The 25,063-nt window shown below is 57.9% G+C and carries 5 protein-coding genes and 1 pseudogene; 2 read left to right on the forward strand and 4 right to left on the reverse strand.

Annotated features, from left to right (window positions below; translation table 11 throughout):
• Positions 1-45 precede the first annotated feature (45 nt).
• Both SH410x_RS07845 and SH410x_RS07850 read left to right on the forward strand, forming a co-directional pair.
• Positions 46-1,506 (forward strand): hypothetical protein, encoded by a 1,461-nt coding sequence (locus SH410x_RS07845; RefSeq protein WP_473673834.1) that lies wholly within the window; start codon positions 46-48, stop codon positions 1,504-1,506.
• 214 nt (positions 1,507-1,720) lie between these two features.
• Positions 1,721-2,914, forward strand: coding sequence for a tetratricopeptide repeat protein (locus tag SH410x_RS07850; protein ID WP_473675955.1), 1,194 nt, complete (start codon positions 1,721-1,723; stop codon positions 2,912-2,914).
• Positions 2,915-4,024: 1,110 nt separating this feature from the next.
• Here SH410x_RS07850 and SH410x_RS07855 read toward each other — a convergent pair.
• The 4 genes and pseudogenes from SH410x_RS07855 to SH410x_RS07870 form a co-directional block, all read right to left on the reverse strand.
• Positions 4,025-4,156: a hypothetical protein gene (locus tag SH410x_RS07855; RefSeq protein WP_473673935.1), complete on the reverse strand. Its 132-nt coding sequence runs from the start codon at positions 4,154-4,156 to the stop codon at positions 4,025-4,027.
• A pseudogene (locus SH410x_RS07860) lies at positions 4,153-4,311 on the reverse strand (IS91 family transposase); the annotation flags it as partial. The gene SH410x_RS07855 and the pseudogene SH410x_RS07860, both read right to left, overlap by 4 nt.
• 649 nt (positions 4,312-4,960) lie before the next feature.
• Positions 4,961-7,348, reverse strand: a complete 2,388-nt coding sequence (locus SH410x_RS07865) for a dockerin type I domain-containing protein (protein WP_473675957.1) — start codon at positions 7,346-7,348, stop codon at positions 4,961-4,963.
• 131 nt (positions 7,349-7,479) lie between these two features.
• The gene (locus tag SH410x_RS07870; RefSeq protein WP_473675959.1) at positions 7,480-25,041 is read right to left on the reverse strand and encodes a dockerin type I domain-containing protein; all 17,562 of its coding nucleotides are present in this window, start codon (positions 25,039-25,041) and stop codon (positions 7,480-7,482) included.
• Positions 25,042-25,063 lie beyond the last annotated feature (22 nt).

A 25,063-nucleotide genomic window follows, 5' to 3' on the forward strand; every position in this document is an offset into this window, starting at 1 on the left:
GCAAAATGTTGGTTCTCACACTAACACCGCAGGAAAGGAAGCCTCATGGATGTCAAAGCTAACGTCGGAAGCCTTATTCACGCAATCGCAACTGATGAGATTGCGCAGTTCACTGGCCAAATTGCCGACGATTTGCGGCAACAAGTCACCATGCTGCTGGAGTTGTTCGCCGGGAACGACCCGACACCTTCGCGAACGCTTGACCTGGAAAATGCTCTTCAAGACCATCTTCGGGAATTCGGACGCAAGTTGATACAGTGGCTCGTTTCTCGACTTGAACCGGAACTCTCGCAGATGCCCGGAACGATCAAGCACCAACGTAAATCTTATCGTCGCTTGGCCGAAAAAACGCCACGGACCGACGTTGTCACGCGGTTCGGGAAAGTCACAATTGTTCGCGCTCGCTATCGACGCGGTCGATCCGGTCGAACGATTTTTCCGCTCGAAATGTTGCTTGGCGTGGAGAACGGATTCACGCCCGCAGCGGCGACCCGCGTCGGCAAACAATTTGCTGCCGCAGGAAGTTCTCAAGGCCGAACGCTGGAGTTGGTCGAGGATCAAATGGGTACGAAAATCGGCACCGAGAAGCTTCGCAAACTCGTCGGCACACTCGCTGGTGGCATGGAACCCTTTCGTGAGCAGGCTCAGGTGGACAAGTTGATGAAACTGGTCGAGCAAGCCCGGCAGCGGAAACTGAAGCCGGTGCTGTCGGTTAGTCGCGATGGTGTGGCCTTGGGCTTGGCACCATGGAGCTTCTTCGAGATGGCGAGCGTGGCCTGCGTGAGCGTGTTGGCTGACGGCAAGAAGCTCGGTACAGTCTACCTGGGCTGCACTCCCGAAAGCAATCAAGTCACGCTCTCGACGCAATTGACCAGCCTGCTTCAATCGACGATCCGTCGCTGCGGTGACTGCGTGCCGGAGATCGTGTACGTCAGCGATGCCGGCAAGGTCGAGACGGCATATTGGAAGAACACGTTGCGGAAGTTCTTCGTCGATGGCGTGCGGATCAAGATCACTCGCGTCGTGGATTACTACCATGCGGCGGAGCGTCTGACGACGATTGCCAAAGCGCTCAAGTTTGGCAAGAACAAAGGCAAGCGGCAGGAGTGGCTTGAACATGCTCGCTGGTTGCTGCTGCAGCCCGGCGGACACGGAAGGATGCTTCGCAGTATCGCGAAAATGCGAGAGCTACATAAGTACAAGGCGTCAGAGAAAGAAGAAGCCGTCAAAGCGGAACGATACCTTCGTCGCTACAGTCGTTTTATGAATTATGCTGAGATGAAATCACGAGGCTACCCAATCGGTAGCGGCGTCGTGGAATCGGCTTGCAAGCAAGTGGTCAGCGAACGGATGAAGTTGTCCGGCATGCGTTGGCACAAAACCGGCGGCCAAAGAACCATGAGCTTACGCTGTCTGCTACTGAGCGGAATTTGGGATACTGTCTATAGGGCTTGGCTCAACTCAAAACCAACCGTCAGCGAACTTATGAATTCGGGAACCCTGTGAATTACCGACTCGATGAGCGCAGCACCCAGATCGCACCCCTCAAAAACTTTTCTTCGTCGAACAGAACCCGACACTGGCTGACGAACAGTTGATGCTTTACGCACTGGAGCGAGTCAGCGACGGGTCAAGCGTCGCGCTGGAGAACAAGGTAAATGCTCGAGTCAGGGAAACGGCGTTCAAAACAATCTTCGATCGAAATCTAAATCAGTTAGAAATGGAAGATTTAATGCGGTTGGAAAACTTGCTAACGCCCTTGGTGCCGATCGGTGAGGACGCACGAGTTCCCTGGCAATATTCGTTCGAGCCGCCGCCGGATGATTGGATCCAAATGGATTTCAACGACTCGACGTGGTCGAACGGTTGGATGCCGCTGGGAACGATTGGGGATCATCGGCGCGTTCGTACAGTCTGGTCATCGACGGACGTTTGGCTGCGTAAATCGTTCGCAGCGGATCCGACACGTTTCTCTCACTTCAAGATGCGCATCTCGCATGATGATGACGTCGTCGTTTACCTCAACGGCAAGCAGCTATTCGCTCGCCGGGGCGTTCGACCCTATGAAGACTTAGCCCAACGATTCGACTCCAGATTGTTACAATCAGGACAAAATCAGCTTGCCGTTCATGTTCGCAATTCCACACCCAATGGAAAAGTGAGTGAGCTGGAGCGTCTGGGGCGGGGCTTCATCGACCTCGGGTTATCGATGCAGCTAGCCGATGAAGAAATCATCACTTTGGTCGATGACGCGATGACGAAGTACGGCGACCAACCCTTGCTGCGAGTCCTGCGGGCGCGATCTTACGCCAATCAACAACGATGGCGACCCGCAGCGGATGATCTGGTCGCCTTGGAGTCTCTCAGCCACGGCAAATTCTGGCCCTACTTTAACGCAGCACCGCTCGTTGTCCTCTGCGACGACGAGGAGTTCTATCGAACCTACGTCGCGGAATTGAAAACTCATTATCAAGCGGAACGTCTTCTACAGGTGCGCGAGATCGTCGGTGCGAGTCTTCTTCGAGCTGATGCCTGCGAAGACATCCAAGCGATCGTGAAGATGGCCGAAGCGGGCTGCACGCCGAAAGGCCATCCGTATCCCTTGCCATGGGGCGACTTGGTATTGGCGATGGCCAAGTACCGAACCGGCGAATACGAATCCGCCATCGATTGGTGCAAAGCGACCCTGAACCTTGGCCGCCACCCGCAACACGGCGTGGCTCTCTCGATTCGCACACTGGCGCTGCATCAGCTCGGTCGCCAGGAGGAGGCTCAGGCATCGTTAACGGAGCTGACGAAGTTCATGGAGAATCGACTGAAGATGCATTCATTTCTACTTGAACGTTTCCAGCTTTTTGATTGGTACGCCAGCGTCGTGTGGCAGCGGGAAGCGAATGCGGTCCTTTCTCCATGACCGTGTCAGCCCCAAGAAAAAGTAGCAGAGCGATCACAGTGGTTCAGTGGAACGACTCACTCAGCTTGACAGTCTGTTTATCCGTCCGATTCTCGGGGCGTTTCAGCCATCATCATGGTGACCGTTTTCGCCGGTAGCGTGCCGTCCGCGGAAGCAGAAAAGACGTTCAAAATGACCGGGCTCATGTTCCTCGGGCTGATCGACGGCAAGTGGTATAAATGGGTCGCCGATGACTTTTTACTTCGATTGACACGCAGGCCGTTCTCCGCGTCCAGTGCGCCCAACGATGGGCGTGATCCTGTGGGATGAAAGTCCCCTGTACTTAGTTCCGGTTCCTTCGAGGGGAGTCATCATACCAGATGGATAGCTCATAAGACGACAGTACGAGGGGAGGGCAACTGCGGCGCGGTGACAGACCGTGGGGAGGAAGCCTGCGAAGATGATCGATAAGCCAGCGAACCACACGTGCTGGACGTCTTCTCGCCAAGACCTACCAGGTTGCGAACAGAAACCTCATACGAGGCCGATGACTCCCGGAGCAATCCGGGCCCTATCCCGATTGCGTTTGTTATCCTCCGTCCTGGACCGCGTCGACCGATAGAATCGACGCGTGCCATCCATCCGGAACAGTGCACCAAGCGGTTGCCTCGACCCAGAATCGTCCATTTGGTGAAGAGACCAGTATCTTGTCGGTCGGTGCCTGATCTCCAACATGCGCTCCTCGCTCCCATTTGACGAGCTCTACTGGATTCTCCGCGGTACCGCCCAGGCGGTGGTCGTACCTGATCTCAGACCACATCAATTCCTCTGCGGAGCCGCTCGGGGGACGCGAAGCGAAGTAGCCCGCGATCAACAGCCCGGAGGCAATTGCCCCCAGGGGAACCACAACGAACTTCAGTGTTCTGTAGATCAGTTTAGCGACCATTCACATACGGTTGAAGCAGAAAGTATTCGAGTCGGAACGTTTAGGATCACTGCCCTCGCACGTGGAGGCAGTTTTTGTCGGTAGGCGTGGATGCGAGGGCGGTGCATCCTATTTTGTACTGGGCACTATGGGCGGTTGCAAGTCGCGAATCAACGGCTCAGTAATGGCTTTACGGGCTTAGTGTTTTACCATCGCCGGCAGTGGTGGAAATGCAATTTGGCGTCGTTGCTTGATATCGCATCCTCCGCAGCGCGCACCTTCGGTTCCTTGGGTGTCGCGTTTTGCTTCGCACTGCGGTGTTTTTGAGAGCGCGTCATGCGGCTTGTCCGTGAGTTGATTGACGAAAGGCGGCCGCAGGTGGTGACCGCCCGGCCTGAAATGAATGGTGGCTGACCAGAATCGCACCGCACTTGGGGCACCGGCACGCTGAATCCATGTCAGCCGCGTCGCAGATCTCCTGCCAACTCGGTGGTGCTGCCCCCTCGCTCGAGAGTGCGGGCTCGCCTAAGGGAGAATAGGGACAGGCAAGAAACACTGGATCATCCGACGGAAGCGTGCGCCGGAGGTTTTGGAGTCATGTCTCAAGGTCCCATGATTTATTGGTGGGATTGGATTGACAGCGTTTGGCTGTTTGCCGGGAAATTAGACTGGGCCTGCCGGGAAAAACGGAGCGAAGCTCTGCAGAGGTGCGGGCTTGGCAAGGGATATCCCGGTCGATGGTGCGCCAATGGTGTTGCCAGTCCCTGCCGAACATTCGTTTCTCAGGGACGCTGCTTTGAAAACAGATTGGGTACTGGAGCGATGCCTTCAAAAACCATCCACGGTACTCCCATGCACCCTTCCGTCGGAGGAGCCGTTTTTCTAGTGACTGTACTCCTGCGCCCAGTCATTTTGCGATTCATCCTGGAGTCGCTTACTAAGGAACGTGGGATCAATAACTGGCGTCGTGGCTCTTGTTAAAGATCCATCCAGAACAGGATCTTTAACAAGATCCACTACGGTAAACCCGTCACTTATTGTTCCTGGTGTCCTAATCACGTGCCGGACATGACGGACTCAAGCTCATTGGGGACGCGGGCTTGGACTGGCGACGGACGGGGTCGTCGGTCGGCAATGTCCCATCAAACAATGCGGAACGCAAACGGCTCGTCGTCTGGATGGTCGGTTTGAGGAGCGATCCACTCGATTGATTCGGTGAGCACGTCATCGATTCCGACGGGATCAGGGGTCGTCGTTTCAGCGACCATCGGGTCGCGTGCGGTGGTGGGCGGGGAGGCGATGGGGAGTGGTTCGCTTGAGGACCCGTTCTCACCACCGTTGAGATAATTGATCACACGCAGGGCATCGAGTGCTGTGATGACGCCATCATTGGTCACGTCAATTTTGCTACCGGCGGTGTCTGCGTGAGTGAGAGTATGTGAACCGAACGTATTGAGATAGTTGATGACTTGCAAGGCATCAACGGCGGTCACCACGTTATCTTGATTGACATCGGCTGCCAAAACAGAATTGTACAGTGGACTGTCCACTGTGTTGGCGACAAGCCTAATTGGTGTGTTGGTGGCGGATGACACTGTGACGGGATCGAATCCGTAGGTGACGTTGTCGGACGTCGCCGTGAGTTGGTAGTTGCCGGTGGGCAGGTCCGCTAACACAAAGGCGCCATGGGCATCGGTCGTCCAGTCGCTGGGGACTCCGGTGCGGATGGCCGCCACGCCGATATCCGTGCCGGCGTGCCCCATGATGCGGACGGACGCGATCCGGCCCCCGGAGTCATTGAGTGTGAGCGTTTGCACTTCTCCAAATCCGAGGCCACCGTCACTATTATTGCGAAGGTCGGTGGTGGCGCGGTCGATGAGATTGCCCGCAGCATCGAAGGCTTCGACCCGAGCATAGGCCAAACCGCTGGACGTCAACCCCACGACATCGACTTCCGCGTGGGCCGTCGGTTCGTCTAATTTCGCCAGCGCGGTGACCCGATCACCAAGATTCGGTGTCCAGTACTGGAGCTGAAAGTCATAGATATGGACCATGGGCGTATTGTTCAGCCCGGCCACCGTTCGAACTTGCGCTGTCGTGTTCAAGGAGCCTAAGTTGCCGCTGAAAGCGATGCCCGAGACGGGTGCCAATTCCGTATTGAGGGCCATGGTGGCGGCATCGAAATTTCCCTGGGGTAGCTCGCTGCCGTCCGCGGCCGTTACGTGAATGGACACGTCGCTCAAGAGTGGCTCGCCGGAGGCTCGACTGGAGTTGTCATCCGTGTCGAAAACCGCATAGCCGGATAGTGTTGTCGAGTCTGGCAGCAGCGGTGTCGTCGGCGTGGCTGACCAGACGTCGCTGGTGATTCCCGTCTGCGCGTCGCGAACACGGAATGCGATCTTGCTAAAGTCACGTGGTACGGTCACTGCCAGATTGAACGTCGCGGTGTATGCATCGGGTGTCGCGACGCTGACCCAATCGCCATCGTTGATGGACACATCCAGGCTACTGATGCGGTTGATGGTGATATCGCTTTGATTGCCGGACGTATTTTGATTGCGGAGTGTACCCACCGCAGCTTCACCGACGAATTCAAATTGTGACGTTTGCGTGTTAAACTCGCCCGAACCGGACATCGTAAGAGGCACGTCGAGCACATCAAAAACGCCATCGCCATCGGAGTCCTGCCAACCGATCACAGCGAGTGTCGAGGCGGGGGAAGTTTGCGTGCCGAAGGCGGTAATCAGGCGGTCGTAGTCCGCCATGATACTGATTTGTTGCTGAAAGCCTGGGGTGGGGTTGTCACTCGCGTTGGTATTTGGCGAGTTGTAGTAACCGCGGGTGTCGTCGTAGCTTCCGCCGCCGGAGTATTCGTCGAACGCCCAAAAGATATGTCCCATCTCGTGGGTAAACGTGCTGATCGGTCGTGTTGACGGGGAAACAAAGTAGCGTCCCCCGGGGAAAGCGAAGGCACCACGGAAAGAGCCGCCTTCGCCGAAATAGCCGTCTGGGTCATCGGAAGAATCGACGATGAACAGTGAAAACGCCCAGTCGGTGCCGAATTTTTCGCGTTGGGAGTGATTGAACGCCAACATCCCGTCGTCGAGCTGTAGAGACGGATCGACGCCAGCGGTATCGAGAAACTCTCCCACGTAACGATTGTAATTGTTACTCGGTCGGTCGATCGGCTCGTAGCCCGTTTCGACGGGATTGCGGGCATAGGTATCATCGACCGTAAAACTCAGAGAGTGAACACTGTCGAGGGTGCCGAGCAGATCGCTCCACCAGTTCACGCCCGCGGTGATGTTGGCGAGGACGGAGTCAATTTCCGCGGGGGTCCAGTTCTGCGTTTGGGGATCGATCGAGCCATCGGACTCCAGGAAAATCGGCGTCACGGTGACCGTGCCCAGCATGAACTCCGCGGTGTCTTCGGGAGTCGCCCCCAGCGGCACTCCGGCAGCCATGACCCGACGATTCTCGAGGGATTCGAGTCGGAGCAGGCGGCGCGGCTGGCTCTTGGGGCGTGGCACAGGCAGTCAGTGGAAAAAGAGGAGATTGGCGATTTGTCACAATCCATTGTGGCTTAGACGCCGGGAACTCGTAAAAAGTTTCCCGACGCCCTTCAATCGCATTCTCTCTCATCGATCCAATCCGATCGGAGTCACTTCAATTCAGCGAAAAACTCGTCGATGGCAGACGTCCCGACGTCCGATGGTGCCGATTGGGCGTCCTGTCGGTCCTGGGCGATCGAGTCCACGATACTGTCGAGTTGCATCGTCATGGGCGAGTCGAAAATACTCGTTTCAGACGATTTCTTCGTTGTCTCGGTCAGCACAGGCGTTTCCGTCGGTAGCGGCTCGCCGGCTGGCTCGTCCTTATTCGGCGCGAACATCGTCGAGGTCGTCGGATCGAATGCGACCGTCGCATTGGTTGCCATCACACCCGGGGCAACGGGGTTGTAAACGACCGCGTTGGCGGATGCTGTTGGAACCGGTTCACCGCCAGGAGTGTGGTTGGGATTCTCAGCGTTGAGCCGGTTGATCACTCGCAAGGCATCCAGGGAGGTGATCATGCCGTCGCCGTTGACATCCGGGAAGGCGGGTAAGACCAATCCAGCGGGCACGTTGGACAAATCAACCGGACCACCGTTCGTGTTGAGCACATTGATGATCAACAGTGCGTCGAGCGGCGTCACGTTGCCACTGGCATTCACGTCCTCGGCATCGCTGGGACCGGTGAACGGATTGTCAACGACCGTATAGATATAGTCCTCGACTTCGCCGGCGTCGGCGGATCCGAGCGAGTCAAGATTTTCGGTGTAGCTGAGCCGGAACCGAGCTTGGACGTCGCCGAGATTGGCACTGGCGGGCACATTCACCGAGATGGTGTTGATCAGGAACGGGTTGTTCGCGGGGAAACTGACACGCGTCACTTCACCGGGACTGTTCCCGAACACCCCGTCGCCATTCCAGTCAAACCAAGCGTCGAGGTAGCTCGCGTTGGCTGGCAGAGGTGCGTTGGCACCCTGGTTAAACGAGACTTGGAAATCAGTGGTGAAGCCAGGTTGCAGTGTTCCGAGCAGCAGGACCCCGTCGTCGATGTCACCATCGTCGTTGGCGCCGTTGACATCGGCGGTCACCGAGGCACCGAGGTACAAGGCGTCGTTATCATCGTTGACAATCTTGTGGCGGGGGCCATTGTTTTGGATCAAGACCGGGTAGTGCTGACCGCCACCGAAGGTGAGCGATGCGTCACCGTAATCATAGAGATCACCCACCAGGATTTCGACTTGCGACGGCGTCCTTTCGGAGGCCGGTTGCAATCGATTGCCTGCTTTGTCGGCAATGAAATCGGTCACGATGGAATCACCAAGCGGCGTGCTCGTCGTTTTCAGTAGCACGCGAGTGTCGACCAATTTCACACCCGAGCCGTCTGACCCGCCGAGTCCCGCCGCAATGGCGGCGTCGGCGAAGCTCGCCGCGACGGTAGATGCGTCGTCGTTATAGCGGACGACGACCGGCTGAGCGGCAGGATCGCCGGCCGAACCGATTGGTTCGAGCACGGTGCTCGCGGTGTTCAGACGGGTGTCGTCGGCACCACCGAGTGTGATCTGTCCACCACCGTGATTGATAGGCGTCAGCGAGGGGAACGCAGCCGATATGGCGGCGACAATCGCGTTGGCGAGGAGATCGGGCGAGCCGCCTTGGCCGCCGCCGATGACGGTAACCGGGGTCGCACCGGAATCGAGCAGGTCGCCGTCGAAGTCAATTTCGAACGTGACCGGAGTGCTCAGTCCGAGTGCGATCGTGAACGACTGGCCGTCTTGGACCGCCAAGGAGGTTTCACCATCAGTGGTTGGGATTTGCAAACCGAACCCAGGCGAAACACCAATTTGGCTGTTGCCTGTCACGAGGGCCCCACCACTCAGACTGGTGACTGAAATCGGGCCGTTGGTACCGCGAATGCGGAACACGCCCGACGCACCGGATGCTTGCACATCCAGTCCCACGTCGCTGAAGCCTTGCAGCAACGTTTGCACCAATTCTCGCGGCGACGCATCGGCATTGACCGACAAGACAACTCGGTTGACATCCGGTCCGACCACATTGAGGATGCCATCGGAATCAAATTCGAAGGCAATTTCTCGTGTGCCGTCAAATACGTTGATTGTCTCGTTGTAGTTGGTCAGACGTGTGCCGTCGGCAGCCACCGAACTATCCGGTAGCAATTGCACGTCGAGTTCTTGGTTGACGTGTCGGAAGATCGAATCGTCTTCCAGGGCGACGTAGCTCTGATCGCTGTTGGGGTTGCTCGGTGTGCCGAGCAATTGCAACCTGCCACTATCACTCGCCGTCGCAGTGTCCGAGTCCAAGTACACCGCTTCGATATCGAGCACGTTGGGTTGGGCCGCGACGAGCTGGTTGATCGCTTGAGCGAGCAACTGCACGATTCGAGTGGGCGACGAGGTACTGGGCAGACTGATGGCATAGTTACCCGTCGATGGCAGTGTGCCATCGGCGTTAATCAGCTCGGTCACGTCGGTGACAAATTCAAATGTCACCGCTTGATGAGTGCCATCGAAGACCGTCAAGGTTTGTCCGCCGATTGCCGGTTGCGAGATACCGGTCGCTGGATCGGTGGAAATCAAAGATTCCGAAGGAACCGTGAGTTGAATACCGACTTCGGTTTCGAGGATTTCGTCATCGATGAAGGTTTGGTCACCATCGCTGTAATTGACCCCAGCCTCTGCTTTCAAGACGGCCGTGTAGCCCTCCACGCTGCCGTCCTGAGCCCCCAGGAATTCGATAGTGTAGACGGCGTTGTCGTCCCAAATGCCTGCGATTGGCGTGATGCGAATCGTGTTGTCGGCGGGTTCGTATGCGAAGCGATAATCGATGCCTTCTTGCAGGACTTCCGGCGCGGTGCTGCCGAGTACCAACCGTGTGACGAGCAGATTTTCGCTCGTCACGGTGTTGTCATTGACACCGACCCCGTAACCGGTGTCGGCCGGCCGGATACCGTCGATCAATTGAATTTCAAACGCGTCGTAGATCGAGCCTTGAGTGACCGAACGACCAAACAGGTTGGAATCTTCGTCGAAGATCAAATCCTGGCCGCGCGGCGACGTCAGCACGAATCGCGGCCCTTCGTTATCGGTACGCTCTTCGGCACCGCGATCGATAAACCCGCTCAATCCCACACCGAGTGGCGTGGCGAATGTTGGGTCATCCACTCGCAGTTGACCGTTGGCATCGTAGAGCGGTGCCACGATCGGACTGACCGGCAGGCCGAGTGAATTGCGAAGCGTGGTCAAGGAACCACGATCTTCCAGCGATGCGATACCGCTGTCGATGATGGGAGTTCGCGACTGGGGTGTGAAGATCAGGTTGTAAGGATCGACGAATACCTGGTCGCTCGGGTTGATGAACTGCGCCGATTGACCGTAGCCATCGACACCGGAGATCCGAGACGGCTGGTTGTTGCGGTAGTACGTTGTGGCACCGATCACGGTCAGGTCAGCGGACACGTCAATCTGTCCCGATGTTGCCAAGGGTGTTGGCGGGATCGAAATACCGGTTTGGAAATTGCTGACGACGTTATTGAGTAGCGTCGGTGCGGCGTTGTCTTGAACCTGGATCCCCGTCTGGCCCGGACTAAACGTTTCTCGCGGTACGGTCGAAATCGCTCCGATCGCATCGATGTCTGCTCCGGCGGCACCGAAGTTATTGGTGCCTGCAGGCGACAGGTCGGTCAGACGCACGTATGAGAAGCGGTCATTCAAACCGAAGCCGAAGGCGTCCAAATCGATTTTGTTGTCGAGTCCGAAGATTTCACCCACATTGAAATACGTCACGTTGTCGCGGCTGATTTCCACACGCACCCGCTCGGGGATTCCAGCTTCGAAAATTTGGAGGTCGGCGACACCGTCGCCAACGCCAATGAAGTCGTTGGGGCTGCTCGAGCTACCGGTCAGCAAATTATCATCGAAGACGAATGTCGCATGTCCACCCGAGCCGAGCGAGAACGTGAACAATCCGTTTTCGGGATCGGTCGCTGAAACGCCGTAGCAATCCGGTGATCCGAGGGCGGCTTCGCTATCGGTGAACGAGTGCTCCACATCCGGACCGAGTACCGTTTCGCTATCGAGCACACTGTCGGCGAACGACACTCCGCCTTCTGGGAAGAACGTTCCGGCGAACACCTGCGGTCCGAGGCCGACTGCTGGCGTGATCGATCCGCCCACAAGCGTGTTGTTGACAATGCGATCGAATCCAACGGGATTCTGCAACGCCAACCCACCGTTTTCCAAACCGCTAATGTCGATTCCGACATTTTGGTTGTAGGCAAACTCGTTATTGCGAACGACCACACCGGGGATGAGGTTTTCCGTATTGAGTTCGTTGAAGTTGCGAGCGTAGGTGAGTACCGATGGCGTTGCATCGAGTGGACTCTGCGAAATCACGGACTCTTCCGCGGCACGAGAGATCTGCAGACCAGCGTCTTCGTTATAGCTGAACCGAGTGTTCTCGATGATGATCTCGCCCTGTTCGACGCGATCACGATTCGAGTCACCGCGTAGATCGTTGGAAATCGTGGATACGAATGCGGTGGCACCGATGGCGTTGGTGCGAATCGAGGAGGCACCGACCAAGTTGATCTGCTTGTCCGGGACACTGCCGGGCGTATTGGCTTGGGTCAAGTTACCGCGGTTAGCGACCACGCCGAGTATCGAATTGACTTGTTGCGAGTTGATGCGAGCGATGATCGTATCGGCAACTTCCGCAGCCGTTGCATCGGAGCGAATCTGCACGACGACACGGTTCGCGTTCTGAGCGAACCCGTTGCTCGGACCACTTGCTGGTAGAACGTCGAACTCGAACGTGACGCGTTCATTTTCGCCCGCGAGCGTGAATGTCGATCCGTCCAGGATCTCCGATGCGGGTTTCGTGATCAGCGAAACGGCCCCCGAGACCAAACGTTCGTTGGTATCAAAGGCACGGAATCGGCCGTCGACTGTGTTCGGGAAAGCACGGCTGACGTCGCCAGAAGCGATGTATTCCGAGGCGTCGCGAATCTCAAGTTGGTAGGGGCCCGATTGCGTTGGGCGTGCGGTTTCGGCCGGCGTTGTCAGTGACAATTCGCCCGAATCCACGAAGGGTTCGTCGGGTGCTGTGGGCGTTGCGGAGGTGACCAGTTCACCCCGTTCGGCAAACCCGATGACAATGTCATCGATGTACGCACCTTCGTGGGCGTTGTCCACCGCACCGGCTTGATAGTCGCCACCGAATTGATCGCCAAAGCGTTGCGCCGTTGACGTGAAGGGACCGAGTTGATCGGCACTGAACGTCAAGTTGGGGAGGCGAACGGCCGAGCCGAGTCGTGGGATCAACGAGATGTCGCCACCTGCGAAACGATTGGCCACGGCTAGTTGCAGAGCGACCGCGACTTCATCAGGCGTGTCGCTGCTGCTGACAACGATGGAGGTGCCTGTCAGCGGGTTTTGGTTGCTGACCGACAATCCGCTGGTTGCTGGTGTGGTGATCGTGCCGACACCATTGAACTCGACGCTCGCATCGGTCGCAATGATCAAGATTTCGGGCTCGATCGAAATGGTCGCTGCGTAGCCACCCGTTTGTGCCGCATCGGTGCTGCCGGCGACCCGTGGATCGTAGCTCGCGTTTTCTGGGCCGCTGATTCCGATGTAATAGGTGCCATCGGAGGGAGCAACGAACGAAATCGTGCCTGCGGCGAGGTTGGTCGTCGCCAGCAGATTGCCATTGGCCGACCGGAGTTCGACGCCCGCCTTATCAAAGAACCGGACATTGTTGGTGACACCCGGTTGATCTGCAGTCACGGTTACGGAGACCGTGGTGCCTCCGACGACATCGACACTCGATAGATCGACATCGCCACGATTGGTGATCTGCGTCGGGGTGATCGTACCGAGCGTGCCGCGTCCTTCGACGACCATATTGCCGCCACTGTAGGGCAGCGGAGTCGCTTGATAGGTCAAGTCGTTTCGGCCCGTGTCACCGGTGGTATTGACATTGCCAAATGGATCGACTGGATCGGACGCATCGCTGAAGTTGAACAGGGACACGGTTTGGAAGACGGGTGCCTGAACGCCCGTGTTGGCTTCCACGACTTCCTGCAATTCGCCGGGGATATCGGCCCGTGTCACATCGGATCCGAGTGGCACACTGATCTGTCCCAATTGCAGACTACGCAATCCGTCATCAAGCACGTATTCCACGTTATCGATCGTGACAACGAACGTCGTATCGCGATTGATGTAGTAGTTTTCTAACGCCGTTCCCGATGGGACGAGTTGGTTGTAATCGACTGCATCGTCGGTCTCGCCAATTCGCAAGCCGACCACCTCGGAGACATCATCCGCCGTCAAATCGTCGAGCGTGATGGTCGTTGGTGCGTCGGGATGAGTTGCTTTGTAGAGACTCAACACATCGATCGTACGCCGGGCAGCCGACAGATCGTTGTCGAAGGGGAGTGTCAGATCGGCACGTTCGGTATCGGTATCGAGCAGGATGAACTCGGTACCATTGAGATAGACCGTGTACAGTTGGTCTGGATTCGCCGCGTAGTAGTCGTCCGGGTCCACGCCAACAGGCAATGGGTGGGCGTCATAGAACTGCTCGATCGCGGTTCCCGTGGGCAGCATGCGGTTGAGTTTGACCTGAGTGTCAAACGGTGCGGCCACCGCACGAGCGACATCGCCGGCGGTGAGATCCGAGAGTTCAGTGCCCGCGGGGAAGTCTTGCAGCAGGTTGATGGAGATCGCCCCGGCGGGGATCACGCGGGTGCCGTCATTGAGGACGTATTGCTGCCCATCGACGGTGAACGAAGAAATGGCAGCGGGATCGGTGTAGAGCTGCGCCAGGGAAATCCCGGAGGAGAACGTGACCGTGGATGCCAAATCGATCGAGAATGTTTCTCCATTGATGGTGAGCGTTTCGCCATCGACGAGCTGTGAGCCACCGACGGCACGGATTTCTCCCGTGAGCGTCGATGTGGTGCCCGCGGTTGCGAACTCGATCCGCAGTGACAACCCGGATTGACCAGCGAACTGGTCCAAGGGCACGCGTGCCTGACGCCAGGAGCCGGTGTTGTCAAAGAGCTGCTGTACATCGACGTCGATCGTATCGTCGTAGATGCCGAATTCAGCCGGATCATCAAACTCGTCGTCGAGCGTCCCGTTTCTGCGGGCCTCGTTGTTAGTGGCGACAAGGTGTTCGACGCCGGCCTGATCAACGACATAGACTCGCAGCGAGTCACGGTCGTTGTCAAACAGGCTGTTGATGGGGTTGCCGTTTGCGTCGAGATCTTGGTCAACACCGTCGGTCTCGAGGAAGTAGTTGAAATACATCATCGGCAAGTCAGCCGCTGCGTAGCCCTCGAGCGAGAACTCATTGGACTGCACCTCCCCGCGAGCACCGCCGGGGAAGTTGTAGGTGTTTTCAACCGCTTGACCGTCCTGGCGAACGTTTTCAGCGGTGGTGTTCAAGTTCTGTACAGGAGCTTCGCCAAAGGCATAGCGATTGTTGAACGCATCAGCGGTGTAATTGAAGACGAGCGAGTTATTGCCGTTCTCCTCCGGCCGAGCACCACTGAACGAATCATTGATGCCGTGACCATCGTCGTCGCCACGTGCATCGGTGACGTGCCACAGGTTGAAATCGAGGGTCGAGAAATCGAGCCCTTGCGCGTTGGACACGCCCGTTTCGATCGATGTCCGGCCCCCGGCAAAGACGCCCTGCAATTCACCTTCGAGGTTGAATGCATAGATCGTTCCGTTGCCGGTGATTCCAAAGAGGATTTGTCGTCCGGCGGCGTCCCGCAGGCTATTCGGTCCCGCACGCAGGCCGGTGAAGTTGATACCGATAAGGTCGGTCGCCGATTGGACGTATTGTCCGACGTTGTTGTTGCTGCCGGCGTTTCCGTTGACGCCCATGGCGGACGAGGGCACGAAGTACAGCCCACCGTTGCTGGAGACGGCGTAGAGATCGTTGTTGATCAACTCCACACCCGTGATCCGGCCGCCATTGGCGAACCCGCCGAGCTGTAGATTTCCGCTGGCCGAAACGGCGCTGACGACGACACCGGTAATTCTCACCGCGTTTCCGAGCGACGTACCAATGACCGTGGGCAAGCTGCCATTGGCATTCGCCACTGAAATCGCTTGGACAATCCGGTTGCTGAGTGTCTCGGCCGAATCGGTGGGCAGCAACGTGACGGGAACGTTGCCCGGTTGAACAAGATTACTACCCTGGAGCGTCAATCCAGTGATGGCGGTGCCACCGGGCGGCGTCAAGGTGACGGCCGTCGCCGTTGGCAGAGCCAACTGCGTACCCGCGTTGGATACAGGGATGCCCTGGGCCTGGATCGCCTTGGCGATCGTTTCGACGAACACCGTGTTACTGGCCGTGCGATCGATCGGGATCACAACGTTACCCGGTGTCGTCGGATTGGCTGCGTTGGTGAGCTCAAACCGAACGGGTGTGCGACCCGGCAACGTTACGTTGAGCAGCGTTCCATTGGCAATGGTCGCCGGATTGGATGAGATCAAGGTGTAACCCTGATTCAATTCAAACGTGACGAAATCGGTGCCATTGGTCAGCGTGAAGCTGTCGCCGTCGAACAATTGCGGAACGGCAACTCCACTTGCATCGACTGCCGTAGCGGCCGACACGCCGATGACGTTGGCGTCCTCGGGCTGGCCGTCATCGGGATCGTCGTGGGTGTCGATCTGTCCGATTTCTCGAATGTCCGTGCCGGCACCAGCGTTGCTCAATGTCAGACCAAAATCAGGGCCGGTTGCCTCACCGGTCTGATTGTCAAACGCATAGAGAATGTTCTGAGTGTAACCTTGACGATCCAGTCCCGCTCCCGGTGTCAAGCCTTGACGGGCCACCGGACGGTCGGCCACCAAGAACCCCTGCTCGTTGCCGAATCGCGAGCGGATCGTGATCGCTTCGACGATCAGTCCGTCGTCGCTGGCTTCATCAAGAATTTGCGCCGCCGGCGGCTCTTCGAGATCTTGGTCTTGGAACGTTGCGATGCCGGTGGACCCAATGTTCGTCAGACCCGCTGTCGCGGTATCAATGCGAGTGTACTGGTAACTCGTGTCATTGAGATTTTGCGGGACCGTGTAGCCGAACAACTCACCATTGGCGGTGAAAGCGACGTCACGGATCTGCGTTCCAAACCCACCAAGATTAGCGTATCGGGCACCCGTGAATGGATTGACTAAGAATAATCCTGAGGCACTGTTGACGTATAAAAACACGTCATCGAGTGTTTGATCGACGATTGAATTATTGTCGAACAGGACGGGTACCACAGGCCCTTCGGCAACCTGGCTGTAGTTCGAGAATCCATTGAGGTTATTGAAACCTTCTTCAGCGATCCGGCGCGTGCTATCGATGGGTTCCAATCGAACCAACGGGTTCGTGGCATTGCGTTGGGTGAATTGGTCGAGCTGAGCAGGAGTTTGGAATTTGTTCGACACGGCGACATAGTACGTGCCCTCGGGAAGTTCCGCCGAGCCGATGTATGGGTCCGCTGTCCCGAATGATCCGCGGGACAGGTCCGTCGTGCCACCGGCTGACAAGCTGATGTCATCGGCGACATTCGAATCGCCACCGATCAACACAAGGTTCCCGTCAGCGTCAAAGACGTACAGTGACAAGTCGGCACGTGAGGCACCGTCGGCATAATCGATGTCGAAAACCGTCGCGAGATACAATGCGGCATCGTCGCGGGTGAGTTGCTGATATTCGATCTCGAATTGATACCAATCGACGTCATCGATGCCATCGATCGTTCCGGAAATATTCTTGGCCAAGCGGTCCGAAGACAGGGGGCCGGCGCCATTATTCAAGGCGACGTCAACGCGGTTGGTCAGAGCATCATCACGCGAGATCAGAATCGACCCATCGGGTTGCACGACGACATTGGCAGGCAGTGCTGGATCGCCAGTGAACTGTGTATCGTAGAGTCCGAGTCGCTGTGCATTGGCGAGTGTGCCATTGTCACTGGCCGTTTCGAAGTCTTCGCCCGACAAGGGGCTGTGCATCGGTCCACCAATGACTTGCACGCCGTTGTCGGCATACAGCACATCGCTGTATCGAATCTGGGTGCCTGGGAAGACGTCTGGCTCCTCAATCCGAACTTGCAATTGGTAGGAACCCTGGGTCAATCCGGCACGCAGGCCACCGGCTTGATTGAGCAAGGCCTCTTCGTTAACGGCAACGTCGCTCGTATTGCCCACGACCATTTTGTTCTTTTCATCGGCCGTCAGCGTCGCTTTGGATTGGTTCGAAACCGCACTGCGAACGCGGACATGATAGAGCGTTTTTTGCCCGATCACGCCCGGCAGAACCACTCGCATGCCCGCGTCGCGAGAGTTGATCGAATAGTTGTCTTGGAACGCCGCGATTCCGGCACTCGCGTCGACTTGGCCGGTGGCCAATCCGAACACCGAGTCGATGTTCAGTCCGTCGGCACCACGGCCGGTGCGAGAGCTGATCAGACGGGTCAATTCGGCACGGCGTGCCGCCGTGGCGGGATCCGCGGCATCGAGTGAGAGCAGTTCTTCGATGTCGGCAGCCTCGGCCATGGCATCATCGGAGAGCACGATCGTCTGGCCGTTCGCATTGACGAGTTCGACGATCGAGTCGAGACTCAAGTCCGTACGGTCAATGTCCAGCCAGACCTGTGTACCGGCCTCGGCGACGAAGGAGTACACGTCGACGTCACCGCTACTGGAAAGCTCGCCGTCGACGATCAATCCCAGTCGAAGGTTTTCGTCACCGGAAGCGCGGTCGGGGGCGAGTTCGCCGAGGTATTGTGAACGACTTGCCAACGCGTTGGTGTCGCTGTTGCCCACATTGGCCGGTTCATTCTCTGCAGTCAACGAAGCATTGGAATCGGAGGCGGCTTCGCGAATGACGATGCCATCCCAACTACCGACGCCAGGCAGATTGCTCGATGTATCGAATGGGAAGGGATCCGAAGCGGGATCCGAAGGGATGAATTCGAGGAACGAAGTCACCAGAGCTTCGGTGGCGCTGTTGTTGAGACGCCATTGGTGGGCGGTGTCAAAATCGCCCGCAGGACCGATGGCTGAGGTTCCCGCCGTGATGCCTTCAAAGGTTGGTGCGGCCGGCAGGAACTGCAGTCCAGCTTGGAACTGTGCCCCGTTGAGCGCCGTGCTGAGTCCGGTCACCAGTTGATCATTGTTGATCTGACCGAGGACGTAATTGGAACCCGCCGAGAAACCCGTGTAGGTGGCGTTATTTTGGTTGAAGGAGTCGTTGGTGTAGACGCCGCCGTGACTGAACGCGACGCCGGTATCTTGATTGACCGTCATCAGGCGGAAGTCGGTCTGGCCAGGCGTCCCGATTTCATACAACAGGTTGTTGCCATCGTTCAAACCGGGGCTGCCGCTGTTATCGTAACTGATGACATCGACCGACTTCACGCGGCCCGCATCAAACGGCAAGCCGTCGGCGGTCTCGAAGCTCAGCTGGGTGTAGATGGTGCCGCGGTTATCGAGGATGAAGGTCTCGGCTTTCCAGCGAATTTGGCGGCCGAAGATCGTTTGATACTGGGTGCCAATGGCGGGGCTGCCAGCGAGTTCATAGTCGATGTCATACGTCCCGCTGCTGACCACACGATCTGCGCTCGTCAAATCAATCGCGATCGGTTGTGTTGGCAGGAACGCGTCGGACAATTCGACCGGTGCCGGGTTCGGGATGCCCGGTAGAGTGTCCTGAGTGACATTGATGAACGTCGTGTACAGGAATTCCAGGTTGGCCGCGGCGAGCTGTTGTTGCTGGGCTGCGTCAAATCCGGTGACGTTGATCGTGTCGATCCGCCCGCCGTTTTCCACCGTCGTTTGCAGATGTCCGACCTCGTTGGTGGGGACATCGTTATCGATCAGATAAGGCGCATCGGGGGCGACACTGCCGCCTTCACGTCCGAGATCCACTTCCGAATCATTGTTTCCGAATGATGGACTCAGCGGCAGCAGCGGCGGCAGGCGATCGCCGGCAGTGGAGGTCCGTTGGTCGAGGACAATCCCGTTGTTGTCCGTGTCGACGTTGGCGCGGCCGTCGGGAGTGAAACCGGCACCCACGGCATCGTCGCTCAGGGCGGTCAGCACGACGGGGAAATCGGGCATGCCGACAATCTGCAGACTTCCGCCCACGCGATCGGCAATGTCAATCAGCTGGTCTTCGGCGGTGTAGCTGTTGCCGCCAACGATGATTCCAGCACGTCGCTGCAGCAGCGCGTCGTCGACATTGGCATCTTGGCTGGCGAACTTGACGACGAGCGACGCCCGGGCGTCACTCTCTAAACGCAGTCCACCGTAGATATGTTGATTGGGGACTTCGATCGTATCACGAACGATGTGCACGATGTCGGTATCGTCCCACACCACTTCCGTGGCGACGGTGCCACCGCGAACTTCGACACCGGCGAGACCGCCATTGTCGCTGCCGTCGGTATTGATCGCGTTGCCTTTGATCAGCGGGCCGCTATTGCCTCGCAGGGTCAGTGCGTCGAGATTATCGGCCATGTTGACGGCGTCGGGATTGCCCGTCGAGCGACCATGGTCAGTGACCTCTTGCCAGCTGAAACTGTTGACGTCGAATGTCATCGTCGGGCCGTTGCCATCCACAAACGTGCTGTCGATGATCACCGGCTGGGAGGCGCGGACGAAGATCGTTCCGCTGGCGTTGTTGACTCGCCCGACACGTTGCTCGCGAGGATCGTCGGGGTTGTTGCTGCTGTTGTCATCATCGTTGACAAAGGAACGCCCGTCGTCGTTGCTCTCGAATCGTGTGTGGGCGACTCGCAATTCACTCTGGTGGGCTTCGATCACGTTGAAACTGGCGAAGCCGCCTTCGACTCGTGTCGTTCCGCCACCGCCGGCCAAGACCGCGTGATCAAACGAAGCCTCTGCTCCAAAGGCGACGAACACGCCGCCCCAATCACCCGCTTGCAGGGCCGAAGCGGCGCCCGGCGTTGAGTCTTGGAATAGGCCGTTTGTGTTGAACGTGCCACCGGCACCATAGCGGCGGTCGTTCAAACTGGTCATCACGATCGGAGCTGTCGCGGTCCCTTCGGCAAACAATCGAGCGCCGAATGTCACATCAATCCGCGCTTGATTGAGTTTGACAACGGTACCTGGATCAATCGTCAGGCCGGGATCCAACCGCCCCGCCAAGGCGAGTCCCGTCTCACTCACACGCTCGGGGTCGAGCGGGGTCAGACCCACGGCCACCTTATCTTCGAACGAAGTGGAGCTGGTGTTCAGACGCGCCACGCGTACGAACTCGCCAAAGATGGGCTGCCCATTGGCGTCCGTTCCTATGACGGGGGCACGATACAAGCGGCGACCGGTATAGTCCGTATCGCTCGCAACCGTTGGCAGGCTGTTTAACTGGACTTTGCCCGTGTCAGTGAGCGTCACCGTGACACTGGCGTCACTCGCTGCACTTTCAAATCCGTCTCGGGTCACATAGGTCAGGCGATAGGCATAGCTACCCGCTGGCACGGCGCCGGCGACCTGGCTGGGAGTCGTCGGGGCGTTGGCAACCGCATTGGCTTGGGCGAGCAACAGGCTCGGGGGCTCGTGCAAGCTAACCGGGCCGCCCGGATTGCCTTCGATCTTGAGATTTTCGATTAAGATGTGGACGATGTCCGTGTCGTCAAACCGAGCGTTGACATCGAGCGTTTCGAGACTGCCACCGGTCGGTGTGTCGATGCGAATCAACAATCCGTTGTAGGTGTTGTCCAGAATTGTGTTGCCACGAATTTGCGGCCCAACGCGAACAAAATCGCTCGTGAAGTAGGGTGACAATCCCGCCCCGGCGGCGACCTCGTTTTGATAACGAGATTCGTCGAAGCGAGTTTCTGCAAATGTGTCAGGCGTGGCCGCAATGGCGGCATCCGCCGACAGCGAGATGATGCTGTTGATAACGGTGGCGCGGGTGTCGGCCAGTTCGATCGCGGCGACGGTCTGAGGCACACCATCGATCGTGACGACGCCGCCTGCATGTTGAATGTCGGCGTATTGGATGTGGTTGAGGAAAACGCCATTGTTTTCCATGTTCACGCGGCTGTCATCGGCGAAGTCAATGTCGCCGCGAAGATCGATACCACCCCAGGTGCCCCGTTGAGGGTTGGTGCCGAAGCCGATCAACTGGACCGGTGCGTCCGGTGTGCCGAGCACTTGAATGGAGGAATTGCTGCTATCGCGTGAGGCCGACGTGCTGCCCACGCCGATGTGGCTGCCCCGCATCTCGAACGTCACGCCCGCGTCGAGGATCAAGTTGACGTCCTTGGGGACCTGAACATCAGTCAGTTCACCCGTGGTCAATGCCGCTCCGTTTTGGTTCCGACCAATCTGGTAGGTCCCACCGCTGACCACACGAACGACTTCCACCGCGTTTGCCGAGAGCCGGCGTGATTCCACATTTTGGAATGCCGCATTGAGCGTTTTGAATGGATTGGTGATCGATCCCGCAGTACCGGTTCCCGGGCTGGTCGCCGAACTGTCGACGAAAACGGTGGTGTTGGAATCGTTGGGTTCGAACCAATATTGGAACAATCCACCGGCTTTGCCGTCCGCGTCGCCGTCGAGCACTTGGCTGCCGTCGGAGATGGCGTTGGCCGCCGACGTGGTCGGCGTGAAGGTCATCGAGACTTCGTAGTCGCCCTGGGTCACACCACCGATGCCCGTTCCGGGAATGATCGGGTCGTAATTGTCGTTGCCCGACGCGCTGACGCCGACGGCGTATTCACCCGCTTGCAGCTTGACTTCGATCATCGAGTCGTTGCTGAAGTAGTCATCGTTGGCGGCAATTTCGATTGGCACGCCGCTCTCAATTTTGTACAGCCGCAGCATCGTGTCGAGCGTGCTCGACGATGCCAATCGCTCGGCGATCGTTGTGATGTTGATCGTGCCCGCATTGGCCAACGTGAACTTGTACAAGTCAATGTCGTTGCTCTCGGGCTTGTACAGATATTGGCCATTGACGATATCTGCCGGCGCGGGGTACGACGCTTCGTTGGGTTGCAGCAGCGAATCGGTGGTCGCGGGAATCTGATTTTGCGTCGGCATGATCGGATCGAGCACGCTCTCGGTCGACTGCGTGATCGGCTGCGGCAGATGATCGGCGTATCCGTAACCCAGCAGCTGACCGACGCCGAGGAACACGCCGCGGAAGAACTCGCCGCCGGTGAAGTCGTCGGTGCTCTGATCAAAATCTTGGCCATCGAGAACGATTAACTCGTTTCCGTTGGTTGTTTGTGCATTCGAATCTCCCGCCAGGAAGGTCTTTCCCTGGTCGTCGAGGTTGCGTGTGGCGACGGTGACACCGCCGGCGGCGCTGTTAACGAGCACGCCGCTGCCATCAAACGTCCCGGCGAGTTCACCCACGGTGATGCTGTAGATGGGGCCCGGCGAGCCGTTGAAACTAGCACTCGAGATGGCCGCAGCGGCATCCTGTCCGACTTCGATGAACTGCACACCGAGATATTCGCTGAACAACGACGCCACTTCGCGAACGCGTTGTTTCTGTTGTTCGGTAATCAGGTTGAGGTAGGTTTGATTCAGGTCCGTCGTCTGGGTACCAAAATCCTCACCCTGAATCTGATCGGGGAAGTTGTAGTAGACCGTGCTGATGCCGGGCGTCATGTCGCCGTCTTCCCGCCAAATCCCCAGCGGTACCACGCGGTCGTTACGGGTGGGATCGTCCGCGCGAATATCGCGGACACCCTCATAGTCCGATCCGCCGGGGTACTGCAGGTCGTAGTTGGTCGGGTTGATAATGCTGCCGCCGGTCAAGCGGACACTGGTCGTTTGATCGGTATTGCTGCCGTTGAATGCACCGATCACCATCGCCCCCGGTTCGGTCACCGGCGATAATGGATTGCGTGAAATGCTATCTCCCGCCTCGGTCACCGGGATCACGCTCGGATCCGATGGCAGCAGCGTTTGATCGCCAATGCGAAATCGGACCGCGCCATCAATGAAGGCTCCCGCGTTGTCGGGATCAGGTGTTCGCGAGAATGGCGAGGCAAAGATCACGCGGACCGCGTCGGTGCGACCGTCGAGCGGTTCGACGCTGATGGGCTTGATCGGTTGGTCGTCACCACCGGTCACTGTGTCGCGGGTGAACACCGCCGTGTAGAAGTCTTTGTTGAGTACCGACGCGTTGACATCGCTGGTGAAATACACCTCCGCTACGTTCGGTTCGGAGATTAACCGCCCGTCCACTTTCGATACGGGTTCGGGCACGACGGCCAGTACACGCGGCGGCGCGTTGATACCAAATTGGACGGCGAAGTCCATGCCATCGTTGAACGCTTCGTCGTTGGTGTTTCGCAGCGCTCGGTCGCCGCTGCCATACACTTCGATTTGATAGGTATCATCGGGGAGCGCCTCAGCGAACCGGAAGACCACCTCGTTGGGACTGTCACCAATCCCGACGTAACCGGGGGTGACCACGGTGTCAGTAGCGCCCTGTAGCGGCAAACCGTTCGGTGTGGTCGGCGTGACGGTGGTGAAGCCCGCGGCGATGGGGGCGGCGGCGTTCCCTCGCTGCAGCGATGCGGCGATCAACTTCGAGGCCGTTGGGCTGTTGTTTACCGCGGTGATCAGCTGACCAACGGTCGTGCGAGCTCCCGATGCAGTGTTAATGCGGACCGTGACGATGCTATTGGCCACGCTGACCAAGGGTGTCGATGACGAACCGAGGTTCGCGCCGACGATTTTAACGTCGATGGAGCGACCACTTTCGCCCGACTGGCTGGCCAGGAACCGCACCTGCGTCGTTGCCCCCAAGCCCAAATCCGAAACTGCACGAGCGGTATTGGCACCATCGAGCGTCAAGGTCTGCCCACCGGCGGGCAGTTGGTTGCCGATGGGGGTCTGGGTCGAACCATTGACCGAGAATGCGGTGACAACCTGGTTGGCTGGCGAGGCGTTGAGCGCTCGGAGCAAATCGGCCACCGTCGCGGGACGGGTGGGGTTGCTGTTGAGCCGAATATCGATGGTTTTTAAATCGGGATCTGCCGCGGTAATGAGAACCGGAGCAGAGCTGAGCGGGAGGTTGGCGCTCGTCAAACGGACGACGGTGCCATTGCCCTCGACGCCTGGATTCAGTTTCGAGGCGCGGAACTCAACTTCGACCTGATTGACGACCTGGGCGTTGCTGCTGGTACCAAAATCGGTGATCGCACTGGCCGTTTCGAAACCGCCGTCGGTCCCCGCACGGGTGATGCTCAGCCCCTTCGTTGAGACCGAACCATCGTTCGCCCCGACGGAATTGAGCAACGTCGAGACATCGATCGATGAATTGTCATCAAACTGAAAGAGCAACTCGTTGGGGGATGTCTGCAACACCGTTGGATTGATCAGGGCGGCATTGCCTAGCGAAGACCCGCCTTGAATCAATTGACCGCTATTGGGCTGGATGCCGACGAGCTCGGGGCCTGCCAATAACTGGCGCGGTTCGAGCGTTTGCGTATTCAATCGCCGTTCGATTGCAGCCCGTCGGTTGCGGGCGCTCGAGGAGCGTTTGCTTGACTTGCGAGTGCCGCCATCGCGGCCGACCAACCCCAGCCGATCAGCCAGAACACTACGAAAACTGCGATTGGAAGAAGATTTGCCCGGTTTACCGATGGTCATCAGTGGCCTCGTGTTGCTGCCC

This window comes from Rhodopirellula sp. SH410 (genome assembly GCF_055811895.1).

Bases quoted from the DNA above. Each gene is read 5' to 3' on its own strand.
- SH410x_RS07855 (WP_473673935.1), bottom strand. From the start codon at position 4,156: ATGACGCGCTCTCAAAAACACCGCAGTGCGAAGCAAAACGCGACACCC.
- SH410x_RS07845 (WP_473673834.1), top strand. From the start codon at position 46: ATGGATGTCAAAGCTAACGTCGGAAGCCTTATTCACGCAATCGCAACT.
- SH410x_RS07870 (WP_473675959.1), bottom strand. From the start codon at position 25,041: ATGACCATCGGTAAACCGGGCAAATCTTCTTCCAATCGCAGTTTTCGT.
- SH410x_RS07850 (WP_473675955.1), top strand. From the start codon at position 1,721: ATGGAAGATTTAATGCGGTTGGAAAACTTGCTAACGCCCTTGGTGCCG.